Annotated in this window: 27 protein-coding genes; 17 read left to right on the top strand and 10 right to left on the bottom strand. The window is 73.0% G+C overall.

The window, feature by feature from the left end; all coding sequences use genetic code 11:
* Window positions 1-78 precede the first annotated feature (78 nt).
* Entirely contained in the window at window positions 79-1,515 is a 1,437-nt protein-coding gene (locus ACIPXC_RS14315; RefSeq protein WP_401616908.1) for a tyrosinase family protein, read from the top strand.
* A complete protein-coding gene (locus ACIPXC_RS14310) occupies window positions 1,515-2,333 on the top strand; it encodes a DUF2182 domain-containing protein (RefSeq protein WP_401616905.1) in 819 nt (272 codons plus the stop codon). The genes ACIPXC_RS14315 and ACIPXC_RS14310 overlap by 1 nt, the downstream gene beginning before the upstream one ends.
* A gap of 112 nt (window positions 2,334-2,445) precedes the next feature.
* Here the strand turns inward: ACIPXC_RS14310 and ACIPXC_RS14305 are convergent, their stop codons facing one another.
* The 6 genes from ACIPXC_RS14305 to ACIPXC_RS14280 all read right to left on the bottom strand — a co-directional run bounded on the left by ACIPXC_RS14305 (window position 2,446) and on the right by ACIPXC_RS14280 (window position 7,921).
* Complete coding sequence (locus tag ACIPXC_RS14305; protein ID WP_401616903.1) at window positions 2,446-2,904, bottom strand: GNAT family N-acetyltransferase; 459 nt, start codon at window positions 2,902-2,904, stop codon at window positions 2,446-2,448.
* 394 nt (window positions 2,905-3,298) lie between these two features.
* On the bottom strand, window positions 3,299-4,048 hold the full coding sequence (locus tag ACIPXC_RS14300) for a hypothetical protein (protein WP_401616900.1): 750 nt from the start codon (window positions 4,046-4,048) through the stop codon (window positions 3,299-3,301).
* A 158-nt stretch (window positions 4,049-4,206) separates the two neighbouring features.
* Window positions 4,207-5,220 (bottom strand): Gfo/Idh/MocA family protein, encoded by a 1,014-nt coding sequence (locus ACIPXC_RS14295; RefSeq protein ID WP_401616897.1) that lies wholly within the window; start codon window positions 5,218-5,220, stop codon window positions 4,207-4,209.
* Window positions 5,217-6,326 (bottom strand): DegT/DnrJ/EryC1/StrS family aminotransferase, encoded by a 1,110-nt coding sequence (locus tag ACIPXC_RS14290; protein ID WP_401616894.1) that lies wholly within the window; start codon window positions 6,324-6,326, stop codon window positions 5,217-5,219. Before ACIPXC_RS14290 ends, ACIPXC_RS14295 begins: the two co-directional genes overlap by 4 nt.
* 48 nt (window positions 6,327-6,374) lie before the next feature.
* Complete coding sequence (locus ACIPXC_RS14285; protein WP_401616891.1) at window positions 6,375-7,085, bottom strand: class I SAM-dependent methyltransferase; 711 nt, start codon at window positions 7,083-7,085, stop codon at window positions 6,375-6,377.
* Between the two features lie 56 nt (window positions 7,086-7,141).
* Window positions 7,142-7,921, bottom strand: coding sequence for a cyclase family protein (locus tag ACIPXC_RS14280; protein ID WP_401617161.1), 780 nt, complete (start codon window positions 7,919-7,921; stop codon window positions 7,142-7,144).
* Window positions 7,922-8,110: 189 nt separating this feature from the next.
* Here ACIPXC_RS14280 and ACIPXC_RS14275 point away from each other — a divergent pair, with 189 nt between their 5' ends.
* The 3 genes from ACIPXC_RS14275 to ACIPXC_RS14265 all read left to right on the top strand — a co-directional run bounded on the left by ACIPXC_RS14275 (window position 8,111) and on the right by ACIPXC_RS14265 (window position 9,906).
* Window positions 8,111-8,548, top strand: coding sequence for a nuclear transport factor 2 family protein (locus tag ACIPXC_RS14275; RefSeq protein WP_401617158.1), 438 nt, complete (start codon window positions 8,111-8,113; stop codon window positions 8,546-8,548).
* Window positions 8,549-8,630: 82 nt separating this feature from the next.
* Entirely contained in the window at window positions 8,631-9,569 is a 939-nt protein-coding gene (locus ACIPXC_RS14270; RefSeq protein ID WP_401616889.1) for an NAD-dependent epimerase/dehydratase family protein, read from the top strand.
* Between the two features lie 79 nt (window positions 9,570-9,648).
* Complete coding sequence (locus ACIPXC_RS14265; protein WP_401616886.1) at window positions 9,649-9,906, top strand: phosphopantetheine-binding protein; 258 nt, start codon at window positions 9,649-9,651, stop codon at window positions 9,904-9,906.
* 37 nt (window positions 9,907-9,943) lie between these two features.
* Here ACIPXC_RS14265 and ACIPXC_RS14260 read toward each other — a convergent pair whose 3' ends face one another.
* Window positions 9,944-10,663, bottom strand: coding sequence for a class I SAM-dependent methyltransferase (locus tag ACIPXC_RS14260; protein ID WP_401617156.1), 720 nt, complete (start codon window positions 10,661-10,663; stop codon window positions 9,944-9,946).
* 231 nt (window positions 10,664-10,894) lie between these two features.
* On the opposite strand from ACIPXC_RS14260, the gene ACIPXC_RS14255 reads away from it, so the two are divergent.
* From ACIPXC_RS14255 to ACIPXC_RS14240, 4 genes are all read left to right on the top strand, one after another.
* Window positions 10,895-12,103, top strand: a complete 1,209-nt coding sequence (locus ACIPXC_RS14255; RefSeq protein ID WP_401616883.1) for an aromatic ring-hydroxylating dioxygenase subunit alpha — start codon at window positions 10,895-10,897, stop codon at window positions 12,101-12,103.
* A 119-nt stretch (window positions 12,104-12,222) separates the two neighbouring features.
* A complete protein-coding gene (locus ACIPXC_RS14250; RefSeq protein ID WP_401616881.1) occupies window positions 12,223-13,440 on the top strand; it encodes a methyltransferase domain-containing protein in 1,218 nt (405 codons plus the stop codon).
* 52 nt (window positions 13,441-13,492) lie between these two features.
* Entirely contained in the window at window positions 13,493-14,857 is a 1,365-nt protein-coding gene (locus ACIPXC_RS14245) for an activator-dependent family glycosyltransferase (RefSeq protein ID WP_401616878.1), read from the top strand.
* The gene (locus ACIPXC_RS14240; RefSeq protein WP_401616875.1) at window positions 14,854-16,488 is read left to right on the top strand and encodes an FAD-binding oxidoreductase; all 1,635 of its coding nucleotides are present in this window, start codon (window positions 14,854-14,856) and stop codon (window positions 16,486-16,488) included. The genes ACIPXC_RS14245 and ACIPXC_RS14240 overlap by 4 nt, the downstream gene beginning before the upstream one ends.
* Window positions 16,489-16,520: 32 nt before the next feature.
* Here ACIPXC_RS14240 and ACIPXC_RS14235 read toward each other — a convergent pair whose 3' ends face one another.
* Window positions 16,521-17,639: a glycosyltransferase gene (locus ACIPXC_RS14235; protein WP_401616872.1), complete on the bottom strand. Its 1,119-nt coding sequence runs from the start codon at window positions 17,637-17,639 to the stop codon at window positions 16,521-16,523.
* 161 nt (window positions 17,640-17,800) lie between these two features.
* Here ACIPXC_RS14235 and ACIPXC_RS14230 point away from each other — a divergent pair, with 161 nt between their 5' ends.
* From ACIPXC_RS14230 to ACIPXC_RS14215, 4 genes are all read left to right on the top strand, one after another.
* A complete protein-coding gene (locus ACIPXC_RS14230; RefSeq protein ID WP_401616870.1) occupies window positions 17,801-18,580 on the top strand; it encodes an NAD-dependent epimerase/dehydratase family protein in 780 nt (259 codons plus the stop codon).
* Window positions 18,577-19,782 (top strand): acyl-CoA dehydrogenase family protein, encoded by a 1,206-nt coding sequence (locus ACIPXC_RS14225; protein ID WP_401616868.1) that lies wholly within the window; start codon window positions 18,577-18,579, stop codon window positions 19,780-19,782. The genes ACIPXC_RS14230 and ACIPXC_RS14225 overlap by 4 nt, the downstream gene beginning before the upstream one ends.
* Window positions 19,779-20,840, top strand: coding sequence for a methyltransferase (locus tag ACIPXC_RS14220; protein WP_401616865.1), 1,062 nt, complete (start codon window positions 19,779-19,781; stop codon window positions 20,838-20,840). Before ACIPXC_RS14225 ends, ACIPXC_RS14220 begins: the two co-directional genes overlap by 4 nt.
* A gap of 75 nt (window positions 20,841-20,915) precedes the next feature.
* The gene (locus ACIPXC_RS14215) at window positions 20,916-21,809 is read left to right on the top strand and encodes an alpha/beta fold hydrolase (protein WP_401616862.1); all 894 of its coding nucleotides are present in this window, start codon (window positions 20,916-20,918) and stop codon (window positions 21,807-21,809) included.
* A 54-nt stretch (window positions 21,810-21,863) separates the two neighbouring features.
* On the opposite strand, the gene ACIPXC_RS14210 is transcribed toward ACIPXC_RS14215, so the two are convergent.
* Both ACIPXC_RS14210 and ACIPXC_RS14205 read right to left on the bottom strand, forming a co-directional pair.
* Window positions 21,864-22,484, bottom strand: coding sequence for a disulfide bond formation protein DsbA (locus ACIPXC_RS14210; RefSeq protein ID WP_401616859.1), 621 nt, complete (start codon window positions 22,482-22,484; stop codon window positions 21,864-21,866).
* Window positions 22,485-22,526: 42 nt separating this feature from the next.
* Window positions 22,527-22,961 carry a SnoaL/DnrD family polyketide biosynthesis methyl ester cyclase gene (locus ACIPXC_RS14205; RefSeq protein ID WP_401616856.1) on the bottom strand — a complete coding sequence of 145 codons (435 nt, stop codon included), beginning with the start codon at window positions 22,959-22,961 and terminating at the stop codon, window positions 22,527-22,529.
* Window positions 22,962-23,197: 236 nt separating this feature from the next.
* Between ACIPXC_RS14205 and ACIPXC_RS14200 the strand changes: the two genes are divergently transcribed.
* From ACIPXC_RS14200 to ACIPXC_RS14185, 4 genes are read left to right on the top strand one after another with little or no spacing between them, the layout of a single operon-like run.
* Entirely contained in the window at window positions 23,198-23,548 is a 351-nt protein-coding gene (locus ACIPXC_RS14200) for an antibiotic biosynthesis monooxygenase family protein (protein ID WP_401616854.1), read from the top strand.
* A complete protein-coding gene (locus ACIPXC_RS14195) occupies window positions 23,548-24,828 on the top strand; it encodes a beta-ketoacyl-[acyl-carrier-protein] synthase family protein (protein ID WP_401616851.1) in 1,281 nt (426 codons plus the stop codon). The genes ACIPXC_RS14200 and ACIPXC_RS14195 overlap by 1 nt, the downstream gene beginning before the upstream one ends.
* Complete coding sequence (locus tag ACIPXC_RS14190) at window positions 24,825-26,045, top strand: ketosynthase chain-length factor (RefSeq protein ID WP_401616848.1); 1,221 nt, start codon at window positions 24,825-24,827, stop codon at window positions 26,043-26,045. The genes ACIPXC_RS14195 and ACIPXC_RS14190 overlap by 4 nt, the downstream gene beginning before the upstream one ends.
* Before the next feature lie 17 nt (window positions 26,046-26,062).
* Window positions 26,063-26,848: an SDR family NAD(P)-dependent oxidoreductase gene (locus tag ACIPXC_RS14185; RefSeq protein ID WP_401616845.1), complete on the top strand. Its 786-nt coding sequence runs from the start codon at window positions 26,063-26,065 to the stop codon at window positions 26,846-26,848.
* The last annotated feature ends 18 nt before the right edge of the window (window positions 26,849-26,866 follow it).

The following is a 26,866-nucleotide window of genomic DNA, read 5'->3' as shown; positions in this document are numbered from 1 at the left end:
CGCCACCCGCGTGCCGGTTCGATCAGGACATGTGCTTTCGGTAGGTTTCCTCCCGGTTTCCAACGGAAGGCGGACACGATGGGCAGCCCTCAGCAGGTGGCGCACGTACGCAGGAACGTGTGGACCCTCCCGCCCGGCGACCTGACACTCGCCCACTACGCGGCGGCCGTCGCCGAGATGAAGAAGCGTGCACCCGACGATCCCACCGGCTGGACCTACCAGGCGGCCGTCCACGGCACGAACACGACTCCCTCCATGCCGCTGTGGAACGGCTGCAAGCACGGATCCTGGTACTTCCTCGCCTGGCACCGCATGTACCTCTGGTACTTCGAGCGGATCGTCCGTGCGACGGTCGTGCAGCTGGGCGGCCCGGCCGACTGGGCCCTGCCGTTCTGGGACTACGACGCCGACCGGGAACAGGCCCGGATCCCCCCGGCCTTCCGTGACGAGGAGGGCGGCTCCAACCCGCTGTTCGCCGACCGGGCGAACCTCGTCAACCAGGGCGAACCCCTGCCCGTCGAGATCACCTCCCCGGCCTACGCGATGGGGCGCACCCTGTTCGTCGGCGAGACCGAGTTCGGCGGGGGCATCACGCTGAACGGCGGCGCCTTCTGGAACCGCAGGGGCGCCCTGGAGGGCACCCCCCACAACGACGTGCACAGCTACATCGGCCGCTGGATGGGCAGGACGACCACGGCCGCGCTCGATCCGGTCTTCTGGCTCCACCACGCCAACATCGACCGCCTGTGGTTCGTGTGGGCGAGCCGCGCGGGGCACGACAACCCGGACGACCCGCGCTGGACCAGCCAGGAGTACACGTTCTTCGACGCGGACGGGAGCCGGCAGAGCCTCGCGGCGTCCGACATCCTCGACATCTCCGGCGGGCTGGGCTACACGTACGAGGAGCCCGTGCCGATCTCCCCTCCGGTTCCGCTGCCGCCGTCCGTGAGGAGGCCCCCCGTGCCCGAGACGACGAGCGGTCCGAGCACCCCGGGGCCGACCCCGCCCGGGCGGCGTGAGATGGCGGGCTCCTCCGAGCAACCCCTGCGCCTCGTCGGCCGCGCCGCGAGCGTCGCCGTCCCGATCGACCGGCGGACCACCCTGCCCCTGGGCGAGGCGTTCGGCGTCGCCGGACCCGAGACCGACCGGCACGTCTACCTCAACGTCGAGGACATCGAGGGGGACACGAACCCCGACACGGTCTACGGCATCTACGTCAACCTCCCCGAGGAGGCCACCCGGGAACAGGCGGAGGGCCACCGGGCCGGCAACCTGTCCTTCTTCGGGATCGAGCGGGCCCAGGACCCACGGGGTGACGAGCACCCCCACGGCCTGCGGGTGAGCGTCGAGATCACCCCGCTCGTGCGCAGTCTCCAGGCCGACGGCGCCTGGGACGAAGCCCGGCTGCGCGTGACGTTCCTCCCCCTCGGACGGGTGGCCGCGGACGGCACGGAAGGGATGGCGGACGAGGACCCGCCGGTCGAGATCGGGCGCGTCAGCCTCAGCTACAGCTGATGGTCCTGGCGAGCGCGGGGCGGGCGCGGACGGCGCCCGCGTCGCGGTGGCAGCGCCCGCGCGTCACCCTCTGGTACGAGCTGGCGGCCGTCGCCGCCTGGATCGCCGTGATCGCGCTGACCGTGACCGGGGCGGTGCACGGCCTCCACCCGGCGGCCCCGGCCGTCCCTCCGGCCGGCGAGGTGGCCCCTCACCACGTGATCCCGGCGCACCCGCCCCACAGCGCTCCCGGCCCCGGTACCGTCGGCTTCGGGAGCCTCGCGACGTGGACTCTCATGTGCGGCGCGATGATGCTGCCCGCGGCGCTCCCGGCCCTCGCCCACGTGGGCGAGAACAGCCTGCGCCGGTGCCGGCAGCGCGCGATGGCGGCCTTCGCCGCCGTCTACCTCGCGGTGTGGACCGGCTACGGCGCAGTGCTCCTCGTGACGGCCCCGCTGTGGTCCCGGCCGCCCGGTCACGCCGTGGCGGCCGGCGCGCTCGCGCTCGCCGCCGCCTGGCAGCTGACGGTCCACAAGCGGCGCGCCCTGCGCGACTGCCACCGCCCCTCCCCGCTGCCGCTCAGCGGCCCGCGCGCCGCGACGGGCACCGTCCGCTTCGGGCTGCGCCACGGCGGAGCCTGCCTGCGGTCGTGCTGGGCGCTGATGGCGGCGATGGCCACAGCCGGTGGGGGCGTCGCCATGCTCGCCTGGATGGCGCTGCTCACCGGGATCGTCACGGCGGAACGGTTCGCGGCCGGGCCGGCGCGCACCACGCGCCTCGCCGCCGGTGTCCTCGCGGCGGCGGCGCTGGCGGTCGCCCTCGCACCCGCTGCGGCCTGAGGACGCTCAGGCCGGCAGGTCCAGCCGACGGAGGTGTCCATCCGTTCCCTTCGTCGCCCGTCCATGACGTGCCGTCAGTGCAGGCTGACACGCGGGCACTTGCGGGCCGTTCTCACCCGCGCCCGGGAGCCATGTCGTAGGTGACCCACATCGTGCGGGTGGCGACCTGGTCGTACTTGGCCCTCGCCCGGTGGTTGTCGTCCGCCGTGATCCAGCGGACCACGCTCCAGCCCCGTTCGGCCGCGAGTTCGCGCAGCGCGCCGAGCAGCAGGTCGGCGGCGCCCGAGCCGCGGTGTTCCGGTGCCACGAACAGGTCGTCGAGGAAGCAGCCGACCGTGGCGGAGAGAGGCCGGGCGAAGGGGCGGTAGTGGGCCAGGCCGAGCAGCCGCCCCGCGGTGTCCTCGGCGACCAGGGCGCCCACCTCGTGGGACGGATCGGTCACCCACGACCACACCGTGGCCGCAGCCTCCTCGGTCTGCTCCACGCGGTAGAAGTCGGCGTAGCCGCGGTACAGGGCGCGCCACTGCGCGAAGTCCCCGGACCGGACGGCGCGCACGGTGATGTCGGACATGGGGCTGGACTCCTGTGATCGAAAGGGGGCGGAGAATCGATCATGCAGGAGTCCGGCCGCCGGTGCAGGTGCCGCGGTGTCGAAACGGGGACGGCCCCGGCGCCACCGTGGACGGTGGCGCCGGCGGGCCGTCCCTGGTCGCGGTCCGGTCAGCCCTCGAAGGTGTTGATGTTGACGAGCCAGGGGACGCGCCGAAGCGGTCCGTGCACATGCCGAAGACGTCGCCCCACACGTGCCCCCGCCACCCGGCAGCTCCATGTCGCTGTACCACCGGCCGAGGACCCCGCCGTGGAAGGCCGCCGCGGCGGGCACGTCGGGAGCGCCGAGGCCGATCCGGCAGGGGGTGCCCGCGGCGAAGCCAGTGGTGATCATGGTGTTCCCTTCGCGTGGCCCGCTATCGGAGCTGGGACAGGTCCACCGAGTCGGCGGGCGCGGGGGGCTCGGGGCGGACGGGCTCGTCGAAGGCGGAGAAGGTGGCGTCCACCCGCTCCCCGGAGGCCTTGGCCCCCTGGATGCGCAGGAGGTACGGCTCGTCCTGCGTCGACACCAGGTAGGTGCCCGTGTCGCCGCCGCGCTTGCCGGTCACGGTGATGGCCGGACGGCCGTCGACGGTGGTGCGTGGGCCCTTCTGCAGCTGCTCGTTCGCCGGCTTCGAGGAGAACTCCCTCTTGAAGTAGTCGAGATCGCAGAACTGGGCGAAGTCGCGCAGCATGATGTTGTCCGTGGTGCCGTGCAGGTAGCGGCCGTTGATGAGCGCGATCGCGTCCTCGGCCGCGGGGCCCGGCACCTGGGCCCGGAGCAGTTCGTCGTCGAGCTTCATCCATACGTCGTTGCCGCGTTTGATGACGTCGGCCCTGCCGGAGCCGCCGGGAGGCGTGACGGTGCCGACGCAGTCGCCCGCCTCGTCGAAGCGGATGTCCAGGCCGGTGGTGCCCGGCCCCTCGGTCACCTCGGCCACCATGCGCATGGACGTGACCTCGGACATCGCCGTGCGGGAGGCTTCGGCGATGGCCTGTGCGCTCTTGTCGGCCATGCCGTTGTCGTCGGCCAGGGCGGCGCCGGTGCCGGCGCCCGCGAACACGATCAGACAGACGGTTCCCGCAGCCGCGCGGCGGGCCGCGGCTGCTGCCCGGGATGCGGACATCGGGCGTCACCTCCCTCGGGCCGCCGCCGGGCGGCGGCAGGTGGCACCCTGCCCTCCGGCGCGGCCGGTCACCCGATCAGCGTAGGTCCGCGCCGAGGCCGCCGCAGCCCGGGCGCCGCCGCCCGCGGCTCCCGCCCTCGCCGAGCCCTTCCACCGGCTCAGCCGCCGACGATCCTGGCGACCTTGCGGACGTCCTCCACCAGCCTGGCCTGCAGGAGCGACTCCGCCTCGCCGACCGGACCGTCCCCGCCGGACAGGACGGCCGAGGTGAACGCGGCCAGCGCGTTGCCCACCTGGTCGTCGGCGGGCATCGCCAGCTCGGTGAGACGGTCCTGCTGCTGGAGCCGGACCACGGGCTTGAGCACCTCCGGCGGGGTGTACGCCCGCTCCACCGAGATCCGTCCCGTGCCGCCCCACAGGGCGTAGCGCGACCGGTAGGAGTGCCGGAACCCGAACTCCAGCTGCGCCGCCACGCCGTCCGGGGCGCACAGCAGCGCCGTGCCCGCCACGTCCACCCCGGTCGCGTCGTCCACCCGCAGGGTGGCCGCCAGCACCTCCGGCTCGCCCGACAGGTACATCTGCGCCGTGCGCAGCGGATAGACACCGACGTCCAGCAGTGCGCCACCGCCGAGCGAGGGCGCGTACCGGAACCCCGTGGGATCCAGCGGCGGCACTCCGAAGGAACCGGAGAGCACCTCCAGTCCGCCGATGGCACCCGATGCGACGAGCGAGCGGACCCCGGCGTGCTGGGAGTGGTGCAGGAACATGAAGTTCTCGGCGAGGATCCGGCGGTGCCGCCGGGCGAGCTCCATCAGCTCGGCGGCCTCCGCGTGGGTCGTGCACAGCGGCTTCTCGCACAGCACGTGCTTCCCGGCCCCCAGTGCCTCGGCCACCTGCTCGAAGTGCAGGGCGGGCGGGAGCGGGACGTACACCGCGTCGATGTCGTCCCGCTCCAGCAGCGTGCGGTAGCCCTTGACCCCGGCGCACCCGAACCGGGCCGCCGCCCGCTCCGCCTTCGCGGCGTCCCGGCTGGCCACCGCGACGAGCTCGGCCGAGTCGGCCGCCGCGATGGCCGGGAGCATCCGGCGCAGCGCGATGTCCGCGCAGCCGAGCACGCCCATGCGGACCCGGCGGCCCCCGGCCCCGTCCCGTCCGGTGGGGACAGGGCTCACAGCGTGGCCAGCACGTCGTGGAGCGCGCCGATCACCTTGTCCTGCACCGCCGGGTCCAGCGAGGGGTACATGGGCAGCGAGAAGATCTCCTCGGCCGCCGACTCGGTGGCGGGCAGGGACCCCTTGGGGTATCCGAGGTGGGCGAAGCCCGTCATGGTGTGGACCGGCCACGGGTAGCTGATGTTCAGCTGGATGTCGTAGCCCTTCAGCGCCTCGATGATCGCGTCGCGCCGCGGATGGCGGACCACGTAGACGTAGTACACGTGGTCGTTGCCCGCAGCCGTCGACGGCAGCACCAGCCCGGTGCCGGCGAGGCCCTCGGTGTACCGCCGGGCCACCGCGCGCCGGCCCTCGACGTAGGCGTCGAGCCGGCGCAGCTTGCGGCGCAGGATCTCCGCGTGCAGTTCGTCCAGGCGGCTGTTGTGCCCCGGGGTCTGGACGACGTAGTAGCGCTCCTGCATGCCGTAGTACCGCAGCCGCCGCAGCGCGGCGTCCACCGCCGGGTCCGAGGTGATGACGGCGCCGCCGTCGCCGTAGGCCCCGAGCACCTTGGTGGGATAGAACGAGAACCCGGCGGCGGCCCCCCAGGTGCCGGCGAGGCGTCCGTCCCGGCGGGCGCCGTGGGCCTGCGCGCAGTCCTCCAAGACCAGCAGGCCGTGCTCGTCCGCCACGGCCCGGAGCGCGGCCATGTCCACGCACTGCCCGTACAGGTGGACCGGGAGCAGGCACCTGGTGCGTTCGGTGACGGCCGCGGACACCTGCTCGACGTCCATCAGATAGGTCTCGGGGTGGACGTCGACGAAGACGGGCGTGGCCCCCACGGCGTCGATGGCCACCACGGTGGGCGCCGCGGTGTTCGAGACCGTGATCACCTCGTCGCCGGGGCCCACGCCGATCGCCTGGAGCCCCAGCTTGATCGCGTTGGTGCCGTTGTCGACGCCCACGGCGTGCCCGACCCCGTGGTAGGCGGCGAACTCCTCCTCGAATCCCCGCCCGCTGGCACCGAGCACGAGCTGTCCCGACCGCAGTACGGTCTCGACGGCGTCGTGGATGTCGTCCCGCTCGTTCTCGTACTCGCGCAGGTAGTCCCATACGTAAGTGGTCATGGCTGCGTCACTGTCTCCGCTCGTCTCGGGCACGATTCCGGCCGGGTCCTACTGGCGTACACCGACGAACAGACCGCGGCCGGTCGGTTCGCCGGGGAGGTACTCGACGGTGCACCCCGCGTCGGCGAACGCCGCGAGGTACTCGTCCTTGGTGAACAGGGTGAGGACGTCGACCTCGGTGAACTCCCGGATGCCGGAGCTGTCGCCGACCAGGAACCGCACCTCCATCCGGGTCGCGCGGCCCTGGAGCGTCGAGTGCGAGATCCGCGCCACGGTACGGCCGTTCTCCCGGCCGAGGTCGCCCGCGACGTACCCCTCGACGTGGTCCTCCGGGAACCACCACGGCTCGATGACGAGCACTCCGCCGGGGCGCACGTGCCGGGCCATCGTGCGCACCGCGTCCCGCAGGTCGGCGACGGTGCCCAGGTAGCCGATGGCGCAGAACATGCACACGACCGCGTCGAAGGTGCGGCCGAGGCCGAACGCGCGCATGTCGCCGGGGTGGACGGTCACCGCGGGCAGCCGCCGGTGGGCCAGCTCCCGCATGGGTGCGGCGATCTCCAGCCCCTCGGTGTGCCCGAACAGCGTTCCGAAGGTCTCCAGATGGGCCCCGGTGCCGCAGGCCACGTCGAGCAGGGAGTCCGCCTCCGGGCACCGCGCCCGTACCAGGTCCGTGACGTGGGCGGCCTCCGCGGGCCAGTCCTTTCCCCGGCTGCGGTAGAAGATCTCGTAGACCTCCGCCAGCTCCTGTCCGTACATCTCTCTCCTGTCGGGGTCGGTGGGGGTGTCGGTGTCGGGTCCCTCGCGGGGGCCGGTCAGTCGGCGACCATGGCGACCGCCCTGGTCCAGCCCGCGCCCGCGCCCGCGATCTTCACGGGGAAGCAGACGACGGTGAACCCGTACGGCGCGGGCAGGGCGTCGAGGTTCGCCAGCCGCTCGATCTGGCAGTACTCCCGGTCGCGGCCGGCGAAGTGCGCCGGCCACAGCACCGAGCGGTCCCCCGTGCTCCGGTAGCGCTCGATGATGTCGGTGAACGGGGCGTCCAGGCTGAACGCGTCCGTCCCGATCACCCGTACCCCCAGGTCCAGCAGCAGGTTCACGGCCGGACCGTCCAGCCCGGCGAACTCGGTGAAGTACGCCGGGGTGCCCGCCCGCCGCGAGGCACCGGTGCGCAGCAGGACGATGTCCATCGGCGCCGGGGCGCGACCGATCCGTTCGAACTCCTTCTCCAGCCGGCCGGCCCCGACCGCTCCGGTCGGCGCGTCGGTGAGGTCCAGCACGATCCCCGGCCGGCAGAACCACTCCAGCGGCATCCGGTCGATGTGCCGCGGCACGCCGTCGCCGTAGCCGGCCCGGGAGCCGTAGTGCGAGGGGGCGTCGACGTGCGTGCCGGTGTGCGAGGTCAGCGTGATCCGGTCGAGCGAGAGGAACTCCCCGTCGGGCAGCTCGTCCGGGGAGAACTCCAGCCCGAAGTGCGTCCGCATCTCCGCGCTCATGTGCTCCGCGCCCTGACGGGGCGTCAAGACCTCGTGCACCACCGGATCCGGCTCGTAGGCGGCGGCATCCACCGCCGACGACAGGTCGATCAACCGCACAGGGGCCTCCCACGCACCGAAACCGCTCGTACCGACGGGCCGATCGTGCTCGGCGGCGACGGAGAAGCGCTCAAGCCTCACTCGGCTCCCGCGCGTCACGTTCGAGCCGAAGTCGAAGGGCGTCGGGAATCGTTCGCGGGTGCGCCCGTTCGCCCCGAACGGGACCAGCGTGAGGAGGACGCGGTGGCAATGCGGACGGGAACCTCGTCGTCGTTCGATGCCCTCTATGCCGAAGTACAGCAGTTCTACGCCGACCACATGCACCTGCTGGACGCCGGCGACGGCGCGGGCTGGGCGCGGACCTTCACCGAGGACGGATCGTTCGCCCCGCCCTCCCTGCCCGAACCGGTCGTCGGCCGGGCCGCCCTGGCCGCGGGGGTCGACAAGGCCGCCGCGGCGCTGGCCGAGGCCGGCGAGGTGCACCGGCACCTGCTCGGCATGGTGGCGGTCCGGCCGTGCGAGGACGGCACCCTGAGCGTCCGTTCGTACGCGCAGATCATCGCGACCCCGCGGGGCGGCAGCCCCCGCCTGCACCTGATGTGCGTGTGCGAGGACGTGCTCGTCCGGGTCGACGGCGAACTGAAGGTACGCGAACGCCGCGTCAGCCGTGACGACCGGCACCCGTGACCGCCGCCCCGCGGCGAACCGTCGCGACCACACGGGACGACGCGGGACGACGCCGAAAGGACGACGCCGGAAGGAGGACGCGGTGGCGACCCCGCGTGAGGTGAGAAGGCCCGGTGCGGTCGCCGTACTGGGCGCGACCGGCACCATCGGACGACAGGTGGCCGCGGCGTTCGCCCGCGCGGGCCACGAGGTCCTCGGCGTGGCCCGGCACCGGGCCCCGCACAGCGCCGCGCACCCCTTCGTCCCGCTGGACGTGGCGGCGGCGGAACCCCGGGACATCGCCGCACTCCTCGCCGAGCACCACGTGGAGGTCGTCGTCAACGCCACGGGCGGATGGGTGGTGACCGAGGAGGCGATGCACCGCGCCCACGTGCGACTGGTGGAGCGGCTGCTCGCCGGCGTCGCGATGCTGCCCGGCCGCCCCCGAGTCGTCCACGTCGGCAGCATCCACGAGTACGGGTTCGTACCGCCGGACCCCGACGGCATCGACGAGTCGGTGACCCCGGAGCCGAGCACCCCGTACGCCCGGACGAAACTGGCCGGATCCCGGGCCGTACTGGCGGCGGCCCGGACCGGGGACGTCGACGGGGTCGTGCTGCGCCCCGTCAACGTGTGCGGCCCGCACCCGTCGGAGGTGAGCTTCCTCGGCACGGTCCTGAGCCGCCTGCGCGCCCTGGCGCCGGGGGAGCGGCTGGAGCTGGTGATCGCCGATGCGGCCCGCGACTACGTCGACGTGCGCGACGTGGCCTCGGCGGTCCTGCTGGCCGCGGACGCGGCGGCGTCCGGCAACGTGTTCAACATCGGGCGCGGAGAGGCGCCCACGATGCGCCACCTGGTCACGACCCTGGTCGAGGCGGCCGGATTCCCGCCCGGAACGGTCGAGGAGACCGGCGGGCCCGTCGAGAGCAAGGGCGGCGGCTGGACCAAGGCCGACGTCCGGCGCGCGGAGCGGGTGCTGGGCTGGCGCCCGGCCATCGGACTGCGCGCCTCCCTGCACGACATGTGGAAGGCGGCGGGCTGAGCCCCGGCCGCCCTCCCGGGCGCTCGTCGGCGAGCGCCCCCCACCCAGGAGTCCCCACGAGCGGAGAGAGGTACGTGTGATGAGTGAACTGACCCTGCCGGTACTGGTCGAGATCTTCCGGCAGTGCGCGGGCGAGCCGGACGGCGCCGGTCTGGACGGTGACGACGTCGGTGACGTCGAGCTGAGCGTCCTCGGCTACGACTCGCTCGCCCTGCTGGAGGCGATCAGCCAGGTGGAGCGGAGGTACTCCATCGGCATGCCCGACGCGGAGACCCGGATCAAGACGCTGAACCAGTTCCTCGACCAGGCCAACGAGCAACTGGCCCGGCAGCCCTGATCCCCGCCCCGGACCCCCGCCCGTCCCGTCCGCCGGATCAGCCGGCGGACGGGACGCCGACGAAGAGACCCCGTCCGGCGGGCGCGACGGGGACGTAGTCGACGCGGAAACCGGCGGCCTCGAACGCCGCCTCGTACCGCTCCCGCGCGAACAGGCCGATCAGGTGCGTCTCGTGGAAGTGCCGTACGCCCGAGGCGCCGTCGGCGACCAGATAGTGCACGTCCATCCGGGAAGCGGCCCCCTCCCGCACCGAGTGCGAGACCCGGGACACGGTCCGCTCCCCGACCGTCGCCGTGCTGCCGGCGACATGCCCGTCCAGGTACGTCTCCGGGAACCACCACGGGTCGACGGCCACCACCCCGCCGGGCGTCAGGTGCCGCGCGAACCGGCGCAGCGCGTCGACCAGCGCCTCCTGCGTCAGCAGGTAGCCGATCGAGCCGAACATGCACGTGATGACGTCGTAGGTGCGGCCGAGCTCGAAGTCCCGCATGTCGCCCACGTGCACGGGCACCCGAGGCAGTGCCGTCCGCGCGAAGCGGGCCATCGGCTCCGACAGCTCCAGCCCGGCCACCTCGTCGAACAGCTCGTCGAAGCAGCGCAGGTGGGCCCCGGTGCCGCAGGCCACGTCCAGCAGGGAGGCCGCGTCCGGCCTGCGCGCCCGCACCTGCCGCTCCACCTCGGCGGCCTCCTCCCGGTAGTCCTTGCCGCGGCTGCGGTGGATGAGCTCGTAGATCTCGGCCAGTTCGGCTCCGTACACGGCGACCTCGTTCGACGGGCACCCGGCGGCGAACCCGACAGGCACGGGGGAAGGGACAGGGGTCCGGCGGACCGATGGTCGGGCGGGCCGCTAGAGGAACGCCGGAGACCGGCTTGACGCACGGGACCCGGGGGACGCCCGTGGCCCCGGACCCCGCTGTCGAGCAGGCTTCGAACCCGCCCTGCCAGGGTCGGGGCACCACGGACCCGCGGCACAGGTTGGAGTCCCACCGTGAGCACAGGCACGAGCACAGACCGGACCGCCGGCGAACGCCCCGGGGCCGGTTCCCCGTCGGCACAGGACGAGGTCGCCGGGCTGCTGGACGTACTGCGCGGCTACCTGGACCAGGCACCCCGGCTCAGTCTCCCGCCGCGCGCGTTCACCTCGCCCGAGCTGTACGAACTCGAACGCACCCGCGTCTTCGGTCGTTCGTGGGTGCTCGTCGCGCACCGCGACGAACTCGCCGAGCCGAACAGCTACGTCTCGGTCGACGTCGCGGGCGAGCAGATCGTGGTCACCCGCGACGCGGACGGCGCCCTCCACGGAATGTCACCGATCTGCCGCCACCGGATGATGCCGCTCCTCGAACCCGGCGCCGCCGGCCGGGCCGACTCCTTCACCTGCCCGTACCACCTCTGGCGGTACGGACTCGACGGCCGGCTCATCGGCGCCACCCACATGCGGGGGAACCCGGACTTCGACCCGAAGGACTGCCGACTGCCCGCCTTCGCCGTCGAGGAGTGGCACGGCTTCGTGTACGTGAACCTCGACGCCCGCGCGGCCCCCCTGGCCCCCGAACTCACACGCGTCTCGGGCGACCTGGCCAACTACCGCCTCGACGAGATGGCGCAGCTCGGCTCCTGGAGCGAGGAGTGGGCCTGCAACTGGAAGGTCGCCGTCGAGAACGCCCACGAGAACTACCACGTCCTGGGGTTCCACCGGGAGACCCTCCAGAAGTCCACGCCCGGCGGGTCCGACACCGACGTACGGGTCGACTCCCCCTGGGCGCTGCGCCTGCTCGTCCCGTTCACCGAGCCGCAGGAGGCCTACGCCCTGCCGCTGACCGACGCGGAGAAGGCCCACCTGTACGGCGTCTTCGTCTTCCCCGCGGCGAGCCTGGCCGCGGCGGGCGAGATGGTCATCTGGCTCAGCCTCATCCCGCGGACGATCGACCGGACGCTGGTCCGCGGCGGCATCCTCGTACCGCGCGCCGCCCTGGAGGGCGCCGACCTCGACGAGATGCGCCGGCAGGCCGAGACATACGCCGGAATGATCAACAGTGAGGACCGCACCGGCCTGGAGGCCGTCCAGCGCGCGGTGGGGTCCCGCTTCGCCGCCCGCGGCCACCTGAGCCCCAAGGAACCGGGCGTCGTGGCCTTCTACCAGAACCTCGCCCGGGCCCTGCTGCGCGCCGACGAGGACTGGCCGGGAGGCCTGTAGCCGCCACCGGGCCGGCACGGCGTTCAGCGGCACCCGAGGAAGCCACCCGTGGAAGCCACCTGTGGAAGCCACCTGTGGAAACCAGCTGTGGAAGCCACTCAAGGAAGAGGACACCCAACGTGCTCAGTTGTCGGATCTGCGGCGGTCGGCTGCACGAGTTCATCGACTTTGGACAGCAACCGCTCTCCAGTGGGCTCCTGGAGCCCGAATACCTCGGCGACGAGTTCTTCTTCCGGCTGGCCGTCGGCGTCTGCGGGGACTGCACCATGGTCCAGCTCACCGAGGAAGTGCCGCGCCACCTGATGTTCAACAGCCACTATCCGTACCTGTCGTCCGGGTCCTCCGTCATGCGCGGGCACTTCGAGGAGACCGCCCGGCACTTCCTGCAGAGCGAACTCGCCGGGAAGGACGCCTTCCTCGTCGAACTGGGCTGCAACGACGGCGTCATGCTCCGCGCACTCGCCGAGGCCGGAGTCCGCCACCTGGGCGTCGAGCCCTCGCAGAGCGTGGCCGACATCGCGCGGCGCCAGGGCATCCGCGTCGCCACCGAGTTCTTCCAGGAGTCGACGGCCGCCGACATCCGCAAGGAGGAGGGACACGCCCAGGTCATCTTCGCGGCCAACACCATCTGCCACATCCCCTACCTGGACTCGATCTTCCGCGGCGTGGACGAACTGCTGGCACCGGACGGGGTGTTCGTCTTCGAGGACCCCTACCTCGCCGACATCGTCGACCTCGCCTCCTTCGACCAGATCTACGACGAGCACTACTACTTCTTCTCCGTCTCCTCCGTCAGCGCCATGGTGGAGCGGTTCGGGTTCGAACTGGTCGACGTGGAACGCCTCCCCGTCCACGGCGGCGAGGTCCGCTACACCATCGCCCGCGCCGGACGGCGCACCCCCTCGCCCGCGGTCGCCGAACTGCTGGGACAGGAGCGCCTGCGCGGGCTGTCCGAACTCACCACCCTCCAGGGCTTCGTGACCCGCGTGGAGCGGGCCCGGGACGAACTGGTGGCGCTGCTGCGCAGGCTGCGCGACGAGGGCCGTACGGTCGTCGGGTACGGGGCCACCGCCAAGAGCGCCACCGTCGCCAACTACTGCGGCATCGGGCCCGACCTCATCTCGTTCATCTCCGACACCACCCCGAACAAGCAGGGACGGCTCACCCCCGGCTCGCACATCCCGGTGCGCTCCCGGGCCGACTTCGAGAACCCCTACCCCGACTACGCCGTGCTGTTCGCCTGGAACCACGCCGAGGAGATCATCGCCAAGGAACAGCGGTTCCGGGACTCCGGCGGCCAATGGATCCGCTACGTCCCGGACGTCCGCGTGCTCTGAGCGCGCCCGCGCCCGGAACACGCGAGCCACGCCGGAGGAGGAAGGGTGCCCGATGCGGGTCCTGTTCACCACACACACAGCGAAGTCCCATCTGTTCGCACAGGTCTCGCTGGCCTGGGCACTGCGGGCGGCCGGTCACGAGGTCCACATGGCCGGCCAGCCCGACCTCGCCGACGACATCACCCGCACCGGCCTGACCGCCGTGACCGCCGGAGCCGCCCTCGACCAGGCGGCCCGGATGGAGTCGTACGAACAGCACGACGGGTCCGGCGACGGCACGGCGCAGGACGCCGGGGCATGGGAGGGGACGGCCGGCGCCGACGCGTACCGGGCCGTCGCCGAGCGGTACGAGTACTGGACGGACATGACCGAGATCCGTCCGCAGAAGCTGACGTACGAGTACATGCACGGCGTCTTCACCGCCATGACCACCCAGGTGTTCCAGCAGTACTCGGATCCTGCGATGATCGACGACCTGGTGCGCCACGCCCGGTGGTGGAGGCCCGACCTGGTCGTCTGGGACCCGCTCACCTTCGCCGGTCCCGTGGCCGCCCGGGCCGTCGGCGCGGCCCACGTCCGGCTGCTGTTCGGCCTGGACCTCATCGGCCGGATGCGCCGGCCCTACCTCGACGCGGTGGGCCGGCTCCACCCGCTGCAGCGCGAGGACCCCATGGAGGAATGGCTGGGCGAGACCGTACGGCGCTACGGCGGGGAGTTCGGCGAGGACCTCGTCGTCGGGCAGCGCACCATCGACCCGCTCCCGGCCACTCTGCGCCTCCTGGACGCACCGGACCGGATACCGATGCGGTGCGCGCCCCACAACGGCAGCTCCGTCCTCCCGGACTGGCTGCGCGAGCCGCAGCCGCGCAGGCGCGTCTGCCTCACCCTCGGGGTCTCCCACCGCGAGCTGCTCGGCGCGGACCGGGTCCCCCTCGGCGAAGTGCTCACGGCGGTGGCCGGGCTCGACGCCGAGGTGGTGGCCACCCTGAACCAGGCCCAGCTCGCGTCCGTCACCGCGGTGCCGGACAACGTCCGCGTCGTGGACTTCGTACCGCTGGAGACCCTGCTCCCCAGCTGCTCCGCGGTGATCCACCACGGTGGAGCGGGCACCTTCAACACCGCGCTGAGCTGCGGGGTGCCGCAGCTGATCCTGCCCGACGGGGTGTGGGACACCGACCACAAGGCACGTCTGCTGGAGCGGCACGGCGCAGGCCTGCGGGTCGCGCATCCGGAGAAGGCCGACGCCGCGATGCTGCGCGGCCTGATCACGCGGCTGCTGGAGGAACCGTCCTTCGCCCGGGCGGCCGACCGGCTGCGCGGGGAGTCGCGCCGGATGCCCACGCCCGGCGCCGTCGTGCCCGTACTCGAAGGGCTCGCCGGGCGACGACCGCACCAACGACAGGGAGAGTGGCAGTGAAGGACCTATCGCGCCGCGGATTCATCGCGGGCGGCGTCGCGGCCGGCGGCGCCGCGGCACTCGCCGCGGCCGGCAGCGGAGCGGCCGTGGCCGCGGAGACCGGGGCGGACACCGCGTCCGCCGGGTGCTTCCCGGCGCCCCCGGCCAAGGACATCCGCCCGGGCGACCCCCGCTACGAGGAGCTGATCGCCCGCGGCTACAACGGGCGCTTCTCCGGGCGGCCGGAGTCCGTACGCCTGGTCCACCGCGCGGACCAGGTGGTCGCCGCGGTGGACGACGCCCTGCGGACCGGCCGGCGGATCGCCGTCCGCAGCGGCGGACACTGCTTCGAGGGCTTCGTCGACGACCCGGCCGTCCAGGTCGTCGTCGACGTCTCCGAGATGAAGTCCGTCCACTACGACCCCCGGCACAACGCCTTCGCCGTCGAGTCCGGCGCGACCCTCGGCGAGGTCTACCGCACCCTCTACCTCGGCTGGGGCGTGACCGTCCCGGCGGGCGCCTGCCCGAGCGTCGGCGCGGGCGGGCACATCGCCGGCGGCGGGTACGGGGGGCTGTCGCGGCACCACGGCTTCGTCGCCGACCACCTGTACGGCGTCGAGGTCGTCGTCGCCGACCGCCGCGGCCGGGCCCGCCTGGTCACCGCCACCCGCGACCCCGCCGACCCCCACCACGACCTGTGGTGGGCCCACACCGGGGGCGGGGGCGGGAACTTCGGCGTCGTCACCCGCTATCTGATGCGCTCGCCCGGCACGCACGGCAACGACCCCACGACCCTGCTGCCCAGGCCCCCGGCGACCATCCGCTCCGTCACCATCGGCTGGTCGTGGGCGGACATGACCGAGGCGGCCTTCGTGCGGATCCTGCGCAACCACGGCACCTGGCACGAGAAGGAGTCCGGCACCGGCTCCCGCTACGCACCCCTCAGCGCCTGGCTGATCCTGAACCACCGGGCCGCCGGACGGTTCACCCTCGTGGCCAACGTCGACGGTGCCCTGCCGCACGGCGCGAAGCTCCTCGACGAGTACGTCGCGGCGGTCACCACCGGCACGGGAGTGCGGCACGAGGCCGAACAGTCGACCGCGCTGTGGATGAAGTCCACCCTGACCGCCGACCCCTACGCCGGCGGCAGGTACCCCTTCAAGTCCAAGGCCGCGCTGCTGCGCAAGGCATGGACGCAGACCCAGATCCGCACCCTCCACCGCTACCTGACCAGCCCGGACGGTGAGCACCAGGGCTCGGCCGTGTACCTCTCCACCCTCGGCGGCAGGATCAACACGGTACCGGCGGCAGCGACGGCGATCCCGCACCGGGACAGCCTCTTCAGCGCCTCCTACGAGACCTCCTGGTGGCCCGGGATCTCCGGCGACGAACAGCTGGCCTGGGTGCGCGAGCTGTACCGGGACGTCTACGCGGACACCGGGGGCGTCCCCGTCCCCGACGCGGCCAACGGCGGGGCCTACGTCAACTACCCGGACGTCGACCTCGCCGACCCCCGGTGGAACACCTCCGGGGTGCCCTGGCACACCTTCTACTACCGGGACAACTACCCCAGACTCCAGCAGGTCAAGGCCCGCTGGGACCCGGCGGACGTCTTCCGCCACGCCCTGTCCGTCCGGCCGCCGGGCCGCTGACGCGCCGGCCGGCGCCCGCGGCCCGCGGCCCCTCACACCAGGGACTCCAGGCGCCCGACGAGCGCGGCGGGGGACGGCATCGCCGTCACCTCGTCGCGCACCTCGGCCGCGGCCGCCCGCATCCCCTCGTCCTCCAGCAGGGCCCGGAACTCCGCCGCGCCGACCGTGCCCGCCGCCGCGCCGATCGCGATGCCCCGCTCGACGACCGCCCGCTCGTTGTCCTTCTGGTCCGGGCTGAGCGGCATCACGCACTGGGGCACGCCCATGGCCATCGCCACCGCGGACGTACCCGACCCGCCGTGGTGGATCAGCCCGTGACAGGTCTTCAGCAGCGGCCCCAGCGCGAGCCAGTCCACCGTCCTCACGTTGGGCGGCAGTTCGCCCAGCAGCGACGGATCGCCGCCGCCGAGGGTGACGACGAACTCCGCGTCCGTGCCGCCCGCCGCCGCGACGAGCGGCGCCAGCACCGCCAGGCCGCCCCACAGACCGGCGATCGACCCGAGCGTCACCGCGATCCTGGGCCGGCGCGGCGGCTCCAGCAGCCAGCCGGGCAGCTCTCCGTTGCCATTGAAGGGCACGTAGCGCATCGGTACGTCGTCGTCCGCCCGTACCCGATCCGGGAGCAGCGCCAGCAGGCTCGACGGCATCGAGTTGAGCCGGAGGCCGGGCGCCGGCACCGGTGCGACATCCTGCCGCACGTAGTGCTCCTTCATGTGATCGCGCATCAGAGCGCCGATGAGCGGCGCACTGTCGGCCGGACCGGTGACCACCGACACGGCGGGCACACCGATCGCGCCGGCCACCAGCGGCCCGGCGCCCTGCAGCGGCGAGTGGACGACCAGGTCGGGGGACCAGCTGCGCGCGACCTCCAGCAGCCGGTCGACGGTGACGCCCGAGACCCTGGCGAACAGTGCGGCGACGAACTCGTCCCCGCCGTCGACACTGAAGTCGATCTCCTCCGGCCGGAAGACCGTCGCATAGTCGAGCCCGGGGGTCACATCGACGACGTCGACGCCCGCCGCGGCCACCGCGCCGACGTCACCGCCCTGGGCGAACAGCACGTCGTGACCTGCCGCGGTCAGCGCGTGCGCCAGGGGCACGGACGGGAAGATGTGCCCCAGCCCTGGGGAGTTGACGAACAGTGCGCGCATGGGGACTCCTCGCCTCATGAAAGGGGTGGGGGTGGTGGTGCCACCCTCCCCCCGTGTCCTTGAAGGCTCACGGAGCCTTGTTGAACACCTCCTTCGAGTGTCTTTCGACACCCTGCTGCCAGGGTCGGTGCCCCCAGCGAGCCGAAGGGCTGCCTTGTCAGATGGAGATCATCGGGAACGGGTTCCTCGCACGACATCTCGCACCGCTCGCGGCCGGACACCCCGCGGTGACGGTGCTGGCCGCCGGAGTGCCCACGCACCCGCTGCCCGACGCGGACCACCTGCGCGAGACCGCGCTCGTCGAAGACACGGTCCGGCACTGCCTGCGGCAGGGCCGCATGCTCGTCTTCTTCTCCACCGTCAGCATGTACGGGGGTCCCGGCGAGGGCAGCGGCCCCGGCGAGGAGAGCGGCCCGCGGGCCGCGTCCACCCGCTACGGCCGGCACAAGCTCGACCTCGAACGGCTTGTCAGGGCCTCCGGGGTGCGCCACCTCATCCTGCGGCTGGGCTACGTACTGGGCCCGGACGAACCGGACTTCCGTCTCCTGACGGCACTGGTGACCCAGGTCCTGGCGGGCCGGGTACGCGTCCAGCACGGAGCGCGCCGGGACATGCTCCACGTCGCCGACTTCACCACCGTCGTCGACGCCCTGCTGCGCACCGGGGTCCGCGACGAGACCGTGAACGTCGCGTCCGGGGACTGCGTGGAAGTGGCCGAGGTCGTGCGCCACCTCGAACACCGGCTCGGCGTCACCGCCCGGTGGCAGGTCTCCGACGACGGCATCGGGCACTGCCCGTCGGTACGGAAACTGCGGCGGCTGGTGCCCGGGCTCGACCGGCTGGGATTCGGGCCGGGATACCACCGGTCCGCCATCGACCGATATCTGGCGGCGACGCGTCCCGCGGACGTCATCCGGAACGAAAGGACACAGACGCCATGACGGCGGGAGACCTCACCGAACCGCGCACACCCGAGGGCCACGCACTGCTGGAGGTGCTCGGCCGGCACCTGCCGGACCTGGCGGCCGGCGCCGCCGAGCACGACCGCAACGCCACGTTCCCCCTCGACGCCGTCCGCCGCATGGGCGCCGACGGCGTGCTCGGCGCCACCGTGCCGCAGGAGTTCGGCGGACTGGGCGTCGCCAGCGTCCACGACGTGTGCCTCGCCGTGAAACGGATCGCCGAGGCCGACGCCTCCGTCGCCCTGTCCCTGCACATGCAGTTCAGCCGCGGCATCACCATGTCGTACGAGCGGGAGCACGGCACCGACACCGGGCGCGCCCTGGCCGAGCGGCTGCTGCGGCTCATGGGCACCGAACGGGCCCTGATCAGCGGCGCCCTCAAGGACGCCGGCGTCACCACCGAGCTGGTGCCCGCCGAGGACGGCGGCTGGCGGCTGACCGGCCGTAAGATCCTCGTCAGCATGGCCCCGTTCGCCACGCACGTCGTGGTCGCCGCGCAGACCCGCCCCGCCTCCGGGCCCGCACGGCTCGCCTCGGCCTTCCTGCCCGCCGACACCCCCGGCCTGAAGGCGCCGGACAACTGGAACGGCATGGGCATGCGGGCGTCCGCCAGCACCGAGGTCGTCTTCGAGGACTGCCCCGTACCCGCGGCCGACGTCTTCCTGCGCGGACCGGTCGGCGTCCGCAACGACGCCGCGATGGCCGGGCAGACCGTCAGCTCGATCGGACTGCTCGGAGTGTACGCCGGGATCGCGCAGGCGGCCCGCGACTTCGCCGTCGCGGGCATCGCCCGGCGCGGCGGCCCGCCCGCCGCGGCCGTGCGCACCCTCGTGGCCGAGCTCGACGTGAAGCTCTACACGCTCCGCACGGCGCTCGCGGCGGCCCTGACCAACGCCGACCACCACGCGCACCGCACGGCGGTCGACCCCGACGAGCGCGGCCGCCTGATGATGGCGCCCTTCCAGTACGCGAAGCTCGTCGTCAACCGCACCGCGGCCGCGATCGTCGAGGACAGCATGACCCTCATGGGCGGGGCGTCCTTCACCACGAGCCACCCCCTGTCCCGCCACTACCGCGACGTCCGCGCCGGCTGGTTCATGCAGCCCTTCACCTACGCCGACGCCGTCGACCACCTGAGCGCGCAGGCGCTCGGCACCGACCCGGAGGGGAAAACACCGTGAGCGGGACGAAGGACGAACCGGTGGAGGAACGGCCCGTCGACGCCCTGGTGCGGATGTCGAACCTGGTCACCCCGATGGCGCTGCGCGTCGCGGCCACCCTGCGGCTGGTCGACCACCTGCACCGCGGCGTCACGAGCCCCGAGGCCCTCGCCGCGGCCACCGGGGCGGACGCGGACGCCCTGGCCCGGCTGATGCGGCACCTGGCCGCCGCCGGGGTGCTGGAGGAGAGCGCACCGGGCCGCTACGCCCCCACCCCCCTCGGCGACCTGCTCGCCGAGGACGACCCGTCACGGCAGCGCTCCTGGCTCGACCTGGACCAGGCGGTCGGCCGCGCCGACCTGACCTTCCTCGACCTGCGCGAGGCCGTCCGCACCGGACGGCCGCAGTACGAGGACCGCTACGGCAAGCCCTTCTGGACGGACCTGTCCGAGGACGACGGGCTCGGCGCCTCCTTCGACGCCCTGATGACGACCCGGGAGGACGCCGCCTTCGCCGCGCCCGTCGCCGCGTACGACTGGAGCCGGGCCCGGCACGTGCTCGACGTGGGCGGTGCGCCGGGCGGTCTGCTCGGCGCGATCCTGCGGGCCGCGCCCGGGGCCCGCGGCACCCTGCTGGACCTGCCGGGAGCGGCGCGGCGGGCGCGGGAGCGCATCGAGGCGGCCGGCCTGGACGACCGCGTCGACGTCGTCGCCGGGGACTTCTTCGAGGAACTGCCGGTGTCCGCCGACATCGCCGTGCTGTCGTTCGTCCTCCTCAACTGGTCGGACACGGACGCGCTGCGGATCCTGGGACGCTGCCGCGACGCCCTGCGGCCCGGGGGCCGGATCGTCCTGCTGGAGCGGGCCGAGGCCCCGTCCGGCGGCACCCGGACCTCCGACCTGTACTTCAGCGTGCTCGACATGCGCATGCTCGTGTTCCTCGGCGGCCGGGTCCGCACCGACCGGGAATGGGCCGCCCTGGCCGACGCGGCGGGACTGCGGATCGTCTCCCGGACCGGGCCGCTGGCCTCGCCCAGCGTGCCCCTGGACTCCTGCCTCTGGGAACTGGCCCCGCTCTGAGCCGCCGCCCGTCCCGTCCACCACGACCGCAGACCCACGGAACCAGGAGTTCCAGGAGCCGAGAGGGAGACCGAAGTGGCAGAACGCATCGTCCCGTCGCAGGACGTACAGCTGTGGAGCGAGGACTTCGGGGACCCCGCCGATCCCACCCTCCTCCTGGTGGCGGGCGGCGGCCTGACCGCGATGAGCTGGCCTGCCGAGTTCGTCGAGCGGCTCGTCGCCGGCGGGCTGCACGTGATCCGCTACGACCACTGGGGAGTGGGCCGCTCCACCGCCTGGGACCCCGCCGAACGCCCGTACAGCTACCTGCGGCTGGCCGCCGACGCTGTGGCGGTACTCGACGGCTGGGGCGTCGAACGGGCCCACTTCGTCGGCATGTCGATGGGCACGGTCCTGTGCCAGCTGGTCGCGCTCGACCACCCGCGGCGGATGCTGAGCATGTCGATGATGCTCGGCGGCGCACTCGACGTGGACTTCCCCGGCAACATCCGACGCGCCTTCGCCGGCGAGGCCTCGGCCGACGGACTGCCCCTGCCGCAGGAACGGTTCCTCAGGGCGCTCGCCGTGATGAACGAGGAGGCGGACGGCCCGGAGGCGGAACTGGAGCGGCGGGTGCGCCGGTGGAAGCTGTTCTCCGGCGACGAGGCCCCCTTCGACGAGGCCGACTTCCGGCGCTGGGAACGGCAGGCCGTCGAGCACTCGGGTTCGCTCACCGAGCCGCAGGTGCACTACGCGGTGCAGCCGCCGCCCCGGGAGCGGGCCGCCGAGCTGCGCGACGTCCGGGTCCCCACCCTGGTGATCCAGGCCGGGCAGGACCCGATCGCGCCACCGCCCCACGGGCGCCACCTCGCCGGCCTGATCCCGGGCGCGTACCTCGTCGAGATCGAGGACATGGGCCACGCCCTGCCGCGTTCGGTGCACCCGCCGCTCGCCGAGGCCCTGCTGGGGCACGTACGCCGGTGCGGGTGACCGCGGTCGGCGACCCGCACCGGCGCACGGCGCCGCCGCCCGCGGCGGGCCGCCTCAGTCGGCGAGCTCGAACCGGGGCTCCCCGGTCCGCGTGCGCTTGACCTCGTAGAAGCCGGGAACCCCGGCCATCAGCAGCAGGCCGTCCCACAGCCGGCCGGCCGTCTCCCCCGTGGGCGCGGGGGAGACGACCGGACCGAAGAAGCCGACCCGTTCGCCGCCCGGCCGCACGACCGACACGACCGGGGTGCCGATGTCACCCCCGGCCAGTGCCACGGCCTGCGCGTGCGAGGCCCGGACGGCCGCGTCGTACGCCGTGGAACCGGCGACCTCCGCGATCTCCTCCGGCAGCCCGGCGTCGGCCAGGGCGCCCGCCAGGTTCCCCCAGTCGCCCTGCAGGTGGAAGCGGGTGCCCATCGCCGTGAAGAGGTCGCCGAGCGCCCGCTGACCGTACCGCTCCTCCACCGCGGCACAGACCCGCACCGGCGCCCACATGTAGTCCTCCCACTCGCCCTCGGGGTTGTCGTCGCGGTGCTCGTTGAGCACCGACAGACTCATCACCCGCCAGTGGACGGTCACCGGCCGCACCTTGGTGACCTCGACCAGCCACCGCGAGGCGATCCACGTGTACGGGCAGACGGGGTCGAACCAGAAGTCCACGGTCCGCTGTTCGGTCATCGATCGGTGCTCCTCACACGGCTCTCCCCGACAAGGCACCCGCTAGCGGCGCCAGCCTTCCGGCTCCGGCCACGGCTCGCCGAGCTGACGGTACGTGCTCTGGTACTCCGGCCAGTCCCGGTGATCCCTGATCCTGCCGTCGACGACGCGCAGCAAGTGGATCTGCTCCCCGGAGAAGCGGCGGCCGGTCGGCGCGATGCCGACCATGGGACCGACCTGGCGGCCGTAGAGGACCAGGTAGGCCCGCACCCAGTCGCCCCGCTCCTCGATCCTGACCTCCTCCAGGTGTACTTCCTCGGAGAAGGTCCTGCGCACCCAGGCTACCGCCATGGCGAACGCCTCGGGCCCCTCACCGAGCCCGTGCTCGATCGTGGCCGGATTCAGGTACTCCGGGTGAATGAACTCGTGGACGTCGTCCGTCCGGCCCGTGTTGTACGCCGCGATCATCCGCCGCACGGCTTCGAGGTTTTGACTCACAGTGTGCCTCCGGCTCTCGGGGTGCTCGTTGCCGACGAGCATCGCAACACGGACCCGACCGGCGGATCGACGTTCGCTGGAGCCGCTTCTCCACGGCTCCTCCACGGCCGCTCGACCCCGGACCGCCCGCCGGGGCCGCCGGGTCCAGACGCCGTTGAGCGGGCTGCGAGAACCGACGCCCACGTTGGACGACGCCACATCGTCAGCGCGACTTCGGACCTGAAGAGAGGCGTGAGATGCAACCCAACGACCTTGATCCCGGCGGGAGCGGGGTGGTCACCTTCATCAACAGATTCACCGTGCACGCCTCGCCCGAGGAGTTCGAGAAGGCCTTCGCCGCGACCGGACGGCACCTCGCCGGCCGGGACGGATTCCTGCAGTACACGCTGCACCGGCACGCCGAGGACCCGACCCGCTGGGTGAACATCGCCCACTGGCGCGACGCCCGGTCCTTCCGTGCCGCGGTGGGCGCCCCGTCCTTCCCCCAGCACGTCGCCCGGCTGCGGGAACTGAGCACCAGCGAGCCCGGTCTGTACGTCCCCCGGCAGTACGTGCCGGCGGAGCGGGCGGCTACGGAGGGCCTCTGATGGCCAGGTCCGCGGGCCGCCGCGTCGTCATCACCGGCATCGGTGTCGTCGCCCCGGGAGCCGTGGGGCGCAAGCCCTTCTGGGACGCCCTGACCGCCGGACGCACGGCCACCAGGAGGATCAGCTCCTTCGACCCCGGCCCCTACCGCTCGCAGATCGCCGCCGAGGTGGACTTCGACCCGCTGGCGGAGGGACTGAGCCCGCAGCAGGCCCGGCGGATGGACCGGGCCGCCCAGTTCGCCGTCGTGAGCGCCCGGGAGGGTGTCGCCGACAGCGGGCTGGACCCCGCGGAACTCGACCCCGCCCGCACCGGTGTCGCCATCGGCAGCGCCGTGGGCTGCACCATGAGCCTGGAGGAGGAGTACCGCGTCGTCAGCGACGGCGGCCGCCTCTGGAACGTGGACGCCTCCTACGCCGGACGGCACCTCTTCGACTACTTCGTGCCGCACTCGATCGCGGCCGAGGTCGCCCGCGACGTCGGCGCCGAGGGACCCGTGGCGCTCATCTCGACCGGCTGCACCTCCGGACTCGACTCCGTCGGGCACGCGGTCGACCTCATCCGGGAGGGCACCGTGGACGTCATGGTCGCCGGAGCCACCGACGCCCCGATCTCGCCCATCACCGTCGCCTGCTTCGACGCGATCAAGGCGACCACACCGCGCAACGACGACCCCGGGCAGGCCTCACGGCCCTTCGACCGGACCAGGAACGGCTTCGTCCTCGGCGAGGGCGCCGCGGTGTTCGTGCTGGAGGACGCCGAGCACGCGCGCCGGCGCGGCGCGTACGCCTACGCCGAGATCAGCGGCTTCGCCTCCCGCTCCAACGCCTTCCACATGACCGGACTGCGCCCGGACGGCCGGGAGATGGCCGAGGCCATCCGCGTGGCGATGGGGGCGGCCGGGGTCACCCCCCGGGACGTCGACTACGTCAACGCGCACGGCTCGGGCACCCTCCAGAACGACCGGCACGAGACGGCGGCCTTCAAGAGGGCGCTGGGCGAGGACGCCTACCGGGTGCCCGTCAGCGGCATCAAGTCGATGATCGGCCACTCGCTGGGGGCGATCGGCTCGCTGGAGATCGCGGCCTGCGCCCTCACCATCGAGCACGACACCATCCCGCCCACCGCCAACCTGCACGAGCCCGACCCCGAATGCGACCTGGACTACGTGCCGTTGACCGCGCGCCGGCAGCGCGTGGACACCGTACTCACCGTGGGCAGCGGCTTCGGCGGCTTCCAGAGCGCCATGGTGCTGCGCAGCCCGGAGAGGGCGGTGTCATGACGCCCCCCGCCGTGATCACCGGCATGGGCGTGATCGCGCCGACCGGCCTGGGCGCGGCCTCCCACTGGAGCCGTACGCTGGCCGGACGGGCCGCGATCGGCCCGGTGGCCGGCTTCGACGCCGGGCCCTACCCCAGCCGGCTCGCCGGCGAGATCGCCGGCTTCGATCCGCGCGCGCACGGCATCCCGAGCCGGCTGCTCCCGCAGACCGACCATATGACCCGGCTGGCGCTGGTCGCCGCCGAATGGGCCTTCGAGGACGCCGGCGTGGATCCCGCGGCGATGCCCGAATACGGCGTGGGCGTGGTCACCGCCAGCTCGGCCGGCGGATTCGCCTTCGGCCACCGGGAGCTGCACAACCTCTGGAGCAAGGGACCGGAGCACGTCAGCGCCTACCAGTCCTTCGCCTGGTTCTACGCGGTGAACACCGGCCAGATCTCCATCCGGCACGGCCTGCGCGGCCCGGGCGGCGTGGTCGTCACCGAACAGGCCGGCGGCCTGGACGCCCTGACCAAGGCCCGCCGCCACCTGCGCGACGGCGTACCGATGGTGATCGCGGGCGGCGTCGACGGCTCCCCGTCGCCCTGGGGCTGGGTCGCGCAGCTGGCCGGCGGCCGGATCAGCACCGTGAACGATCCCGAACGGGCCTACCTGCCCTTCGACGAGGACGCCGCAGGCCACGTACCGGGAGAGGGCGGCGCGCTGTTCGTCCTGGAGAGCCCGGAGTCGGCGCGCGCCCGCGGCGTCCGGTCCTGGCACGCGGAGATCGCCGGGCAGGGATCGACCTTCGACCCGGCGCCCGGCACCGGCCGCCCGCCGAACCTGCGGCGCGCCGCCGAACTCGCCCTGGACGAGGCGGGGCTGGACCCGGCGGACATCGACGTGGTCTTCGCGGACGCCGCGGGCGTCCCCGAGCTCGACCGCGCCGAGGCGGACGCCCTCCGCGGGCTCTTCGGCCCGCAGGGCGTCCCCGTGACCGCGCCCAAGACGATGACCGGACGGCTCGGCGCCGGCGGGGCCGCCCTGGACCTGGCGACGGCCGTGCTGTCCATCCGGGACGGGGTGATCCCGCCGACGGCCAACGTGCGCCGGCCGGTCGCCGACTACGGCATCGACCTCGTCCGCGCCCCCCGCCACGTGCCGGTGTCCGCCGCGCTCGTGCTCGCCAGGGGACACGGCGGCTTCAACGCGGCCGCCGTCCTGACCCGCCAACGATGACGACGACGAGGAGAGACATGTCCGCCCAAGACGACCGGCACGCCCTGGTCACCGGTGCCACCAGCGGTATCGGGCTCGCCATCACCACCCTGCTGTGCGAACTCGGGCAGCGCGTGTTCATCTGCGCCCGCGACCCCGAGAACGTCGCACTCACCGTCGAACGCCTCCGCGACAAGGGGTACGAGGTCGCGGGGCAGGCATGCGACGTACGCTCCACCGAACAGGTCGGCGCCCTCGTCCGGGCCGCCGTCGACCGGTACGGTCCCGTGGACGTGCTGGTGAACAACGCCGGCCGCAGCGGGGGAGGCCCCACCGCACAGATCACGGACGAGCTGTGGCTCGACGTCATCGACACCAACCTCAACAGCGTCCTGCGGATGACCCGCGAGACGCTGACCACGGGCGGCATGCTCGACCGGGGCACGGGCCGGATCATCAGCATCGCGTCGACCGGCGGCAAGCAGGGCGTGGTGCTGGGCGCCCCCTACTCCGCCTCCAAGCACGGAGTCGTCGGCTTCACCAAGGCGCTGGGCCTGGAACTGGCCCCCACCGGCATCACCGTGAACGCGGTCTGCCCGGGCTACGTCGAGACGCCGATGGCCCAGCGGGTCCGGCAGGGGTACGCCGCGGTCTGGGACACCACCGAGGAGGCCGTGCTGGAGCGGTTCGAGGCGAAGATCCCGCTCGGCAGGTACACCACCCCGGAGGAGGTCGCCGGACTCGTCGGCTACCTCGTCACCGACCGGGCCGCACCCGTCACGGCGCAGGCGATCAACGTCTGCGGCGGACTGGGCAACTACTGACGGCCCCGGCCGAGGAGC

Source organism: Streptomyces sp. NPDC090021 (genome assembly GCF_044748225.1).
In the GTDB taxonomy this organism is placed as follows: Bacteria; Actinomycetota; Actinomycetes; order Streptomycetales; family Streptomycetaceae; genus Streptomyces.
The sequence above is the reverse complement of the archived record's forward strand: the minus strand, read 5'-3'. Positions and strand labels throughout refer to the sequence as shown.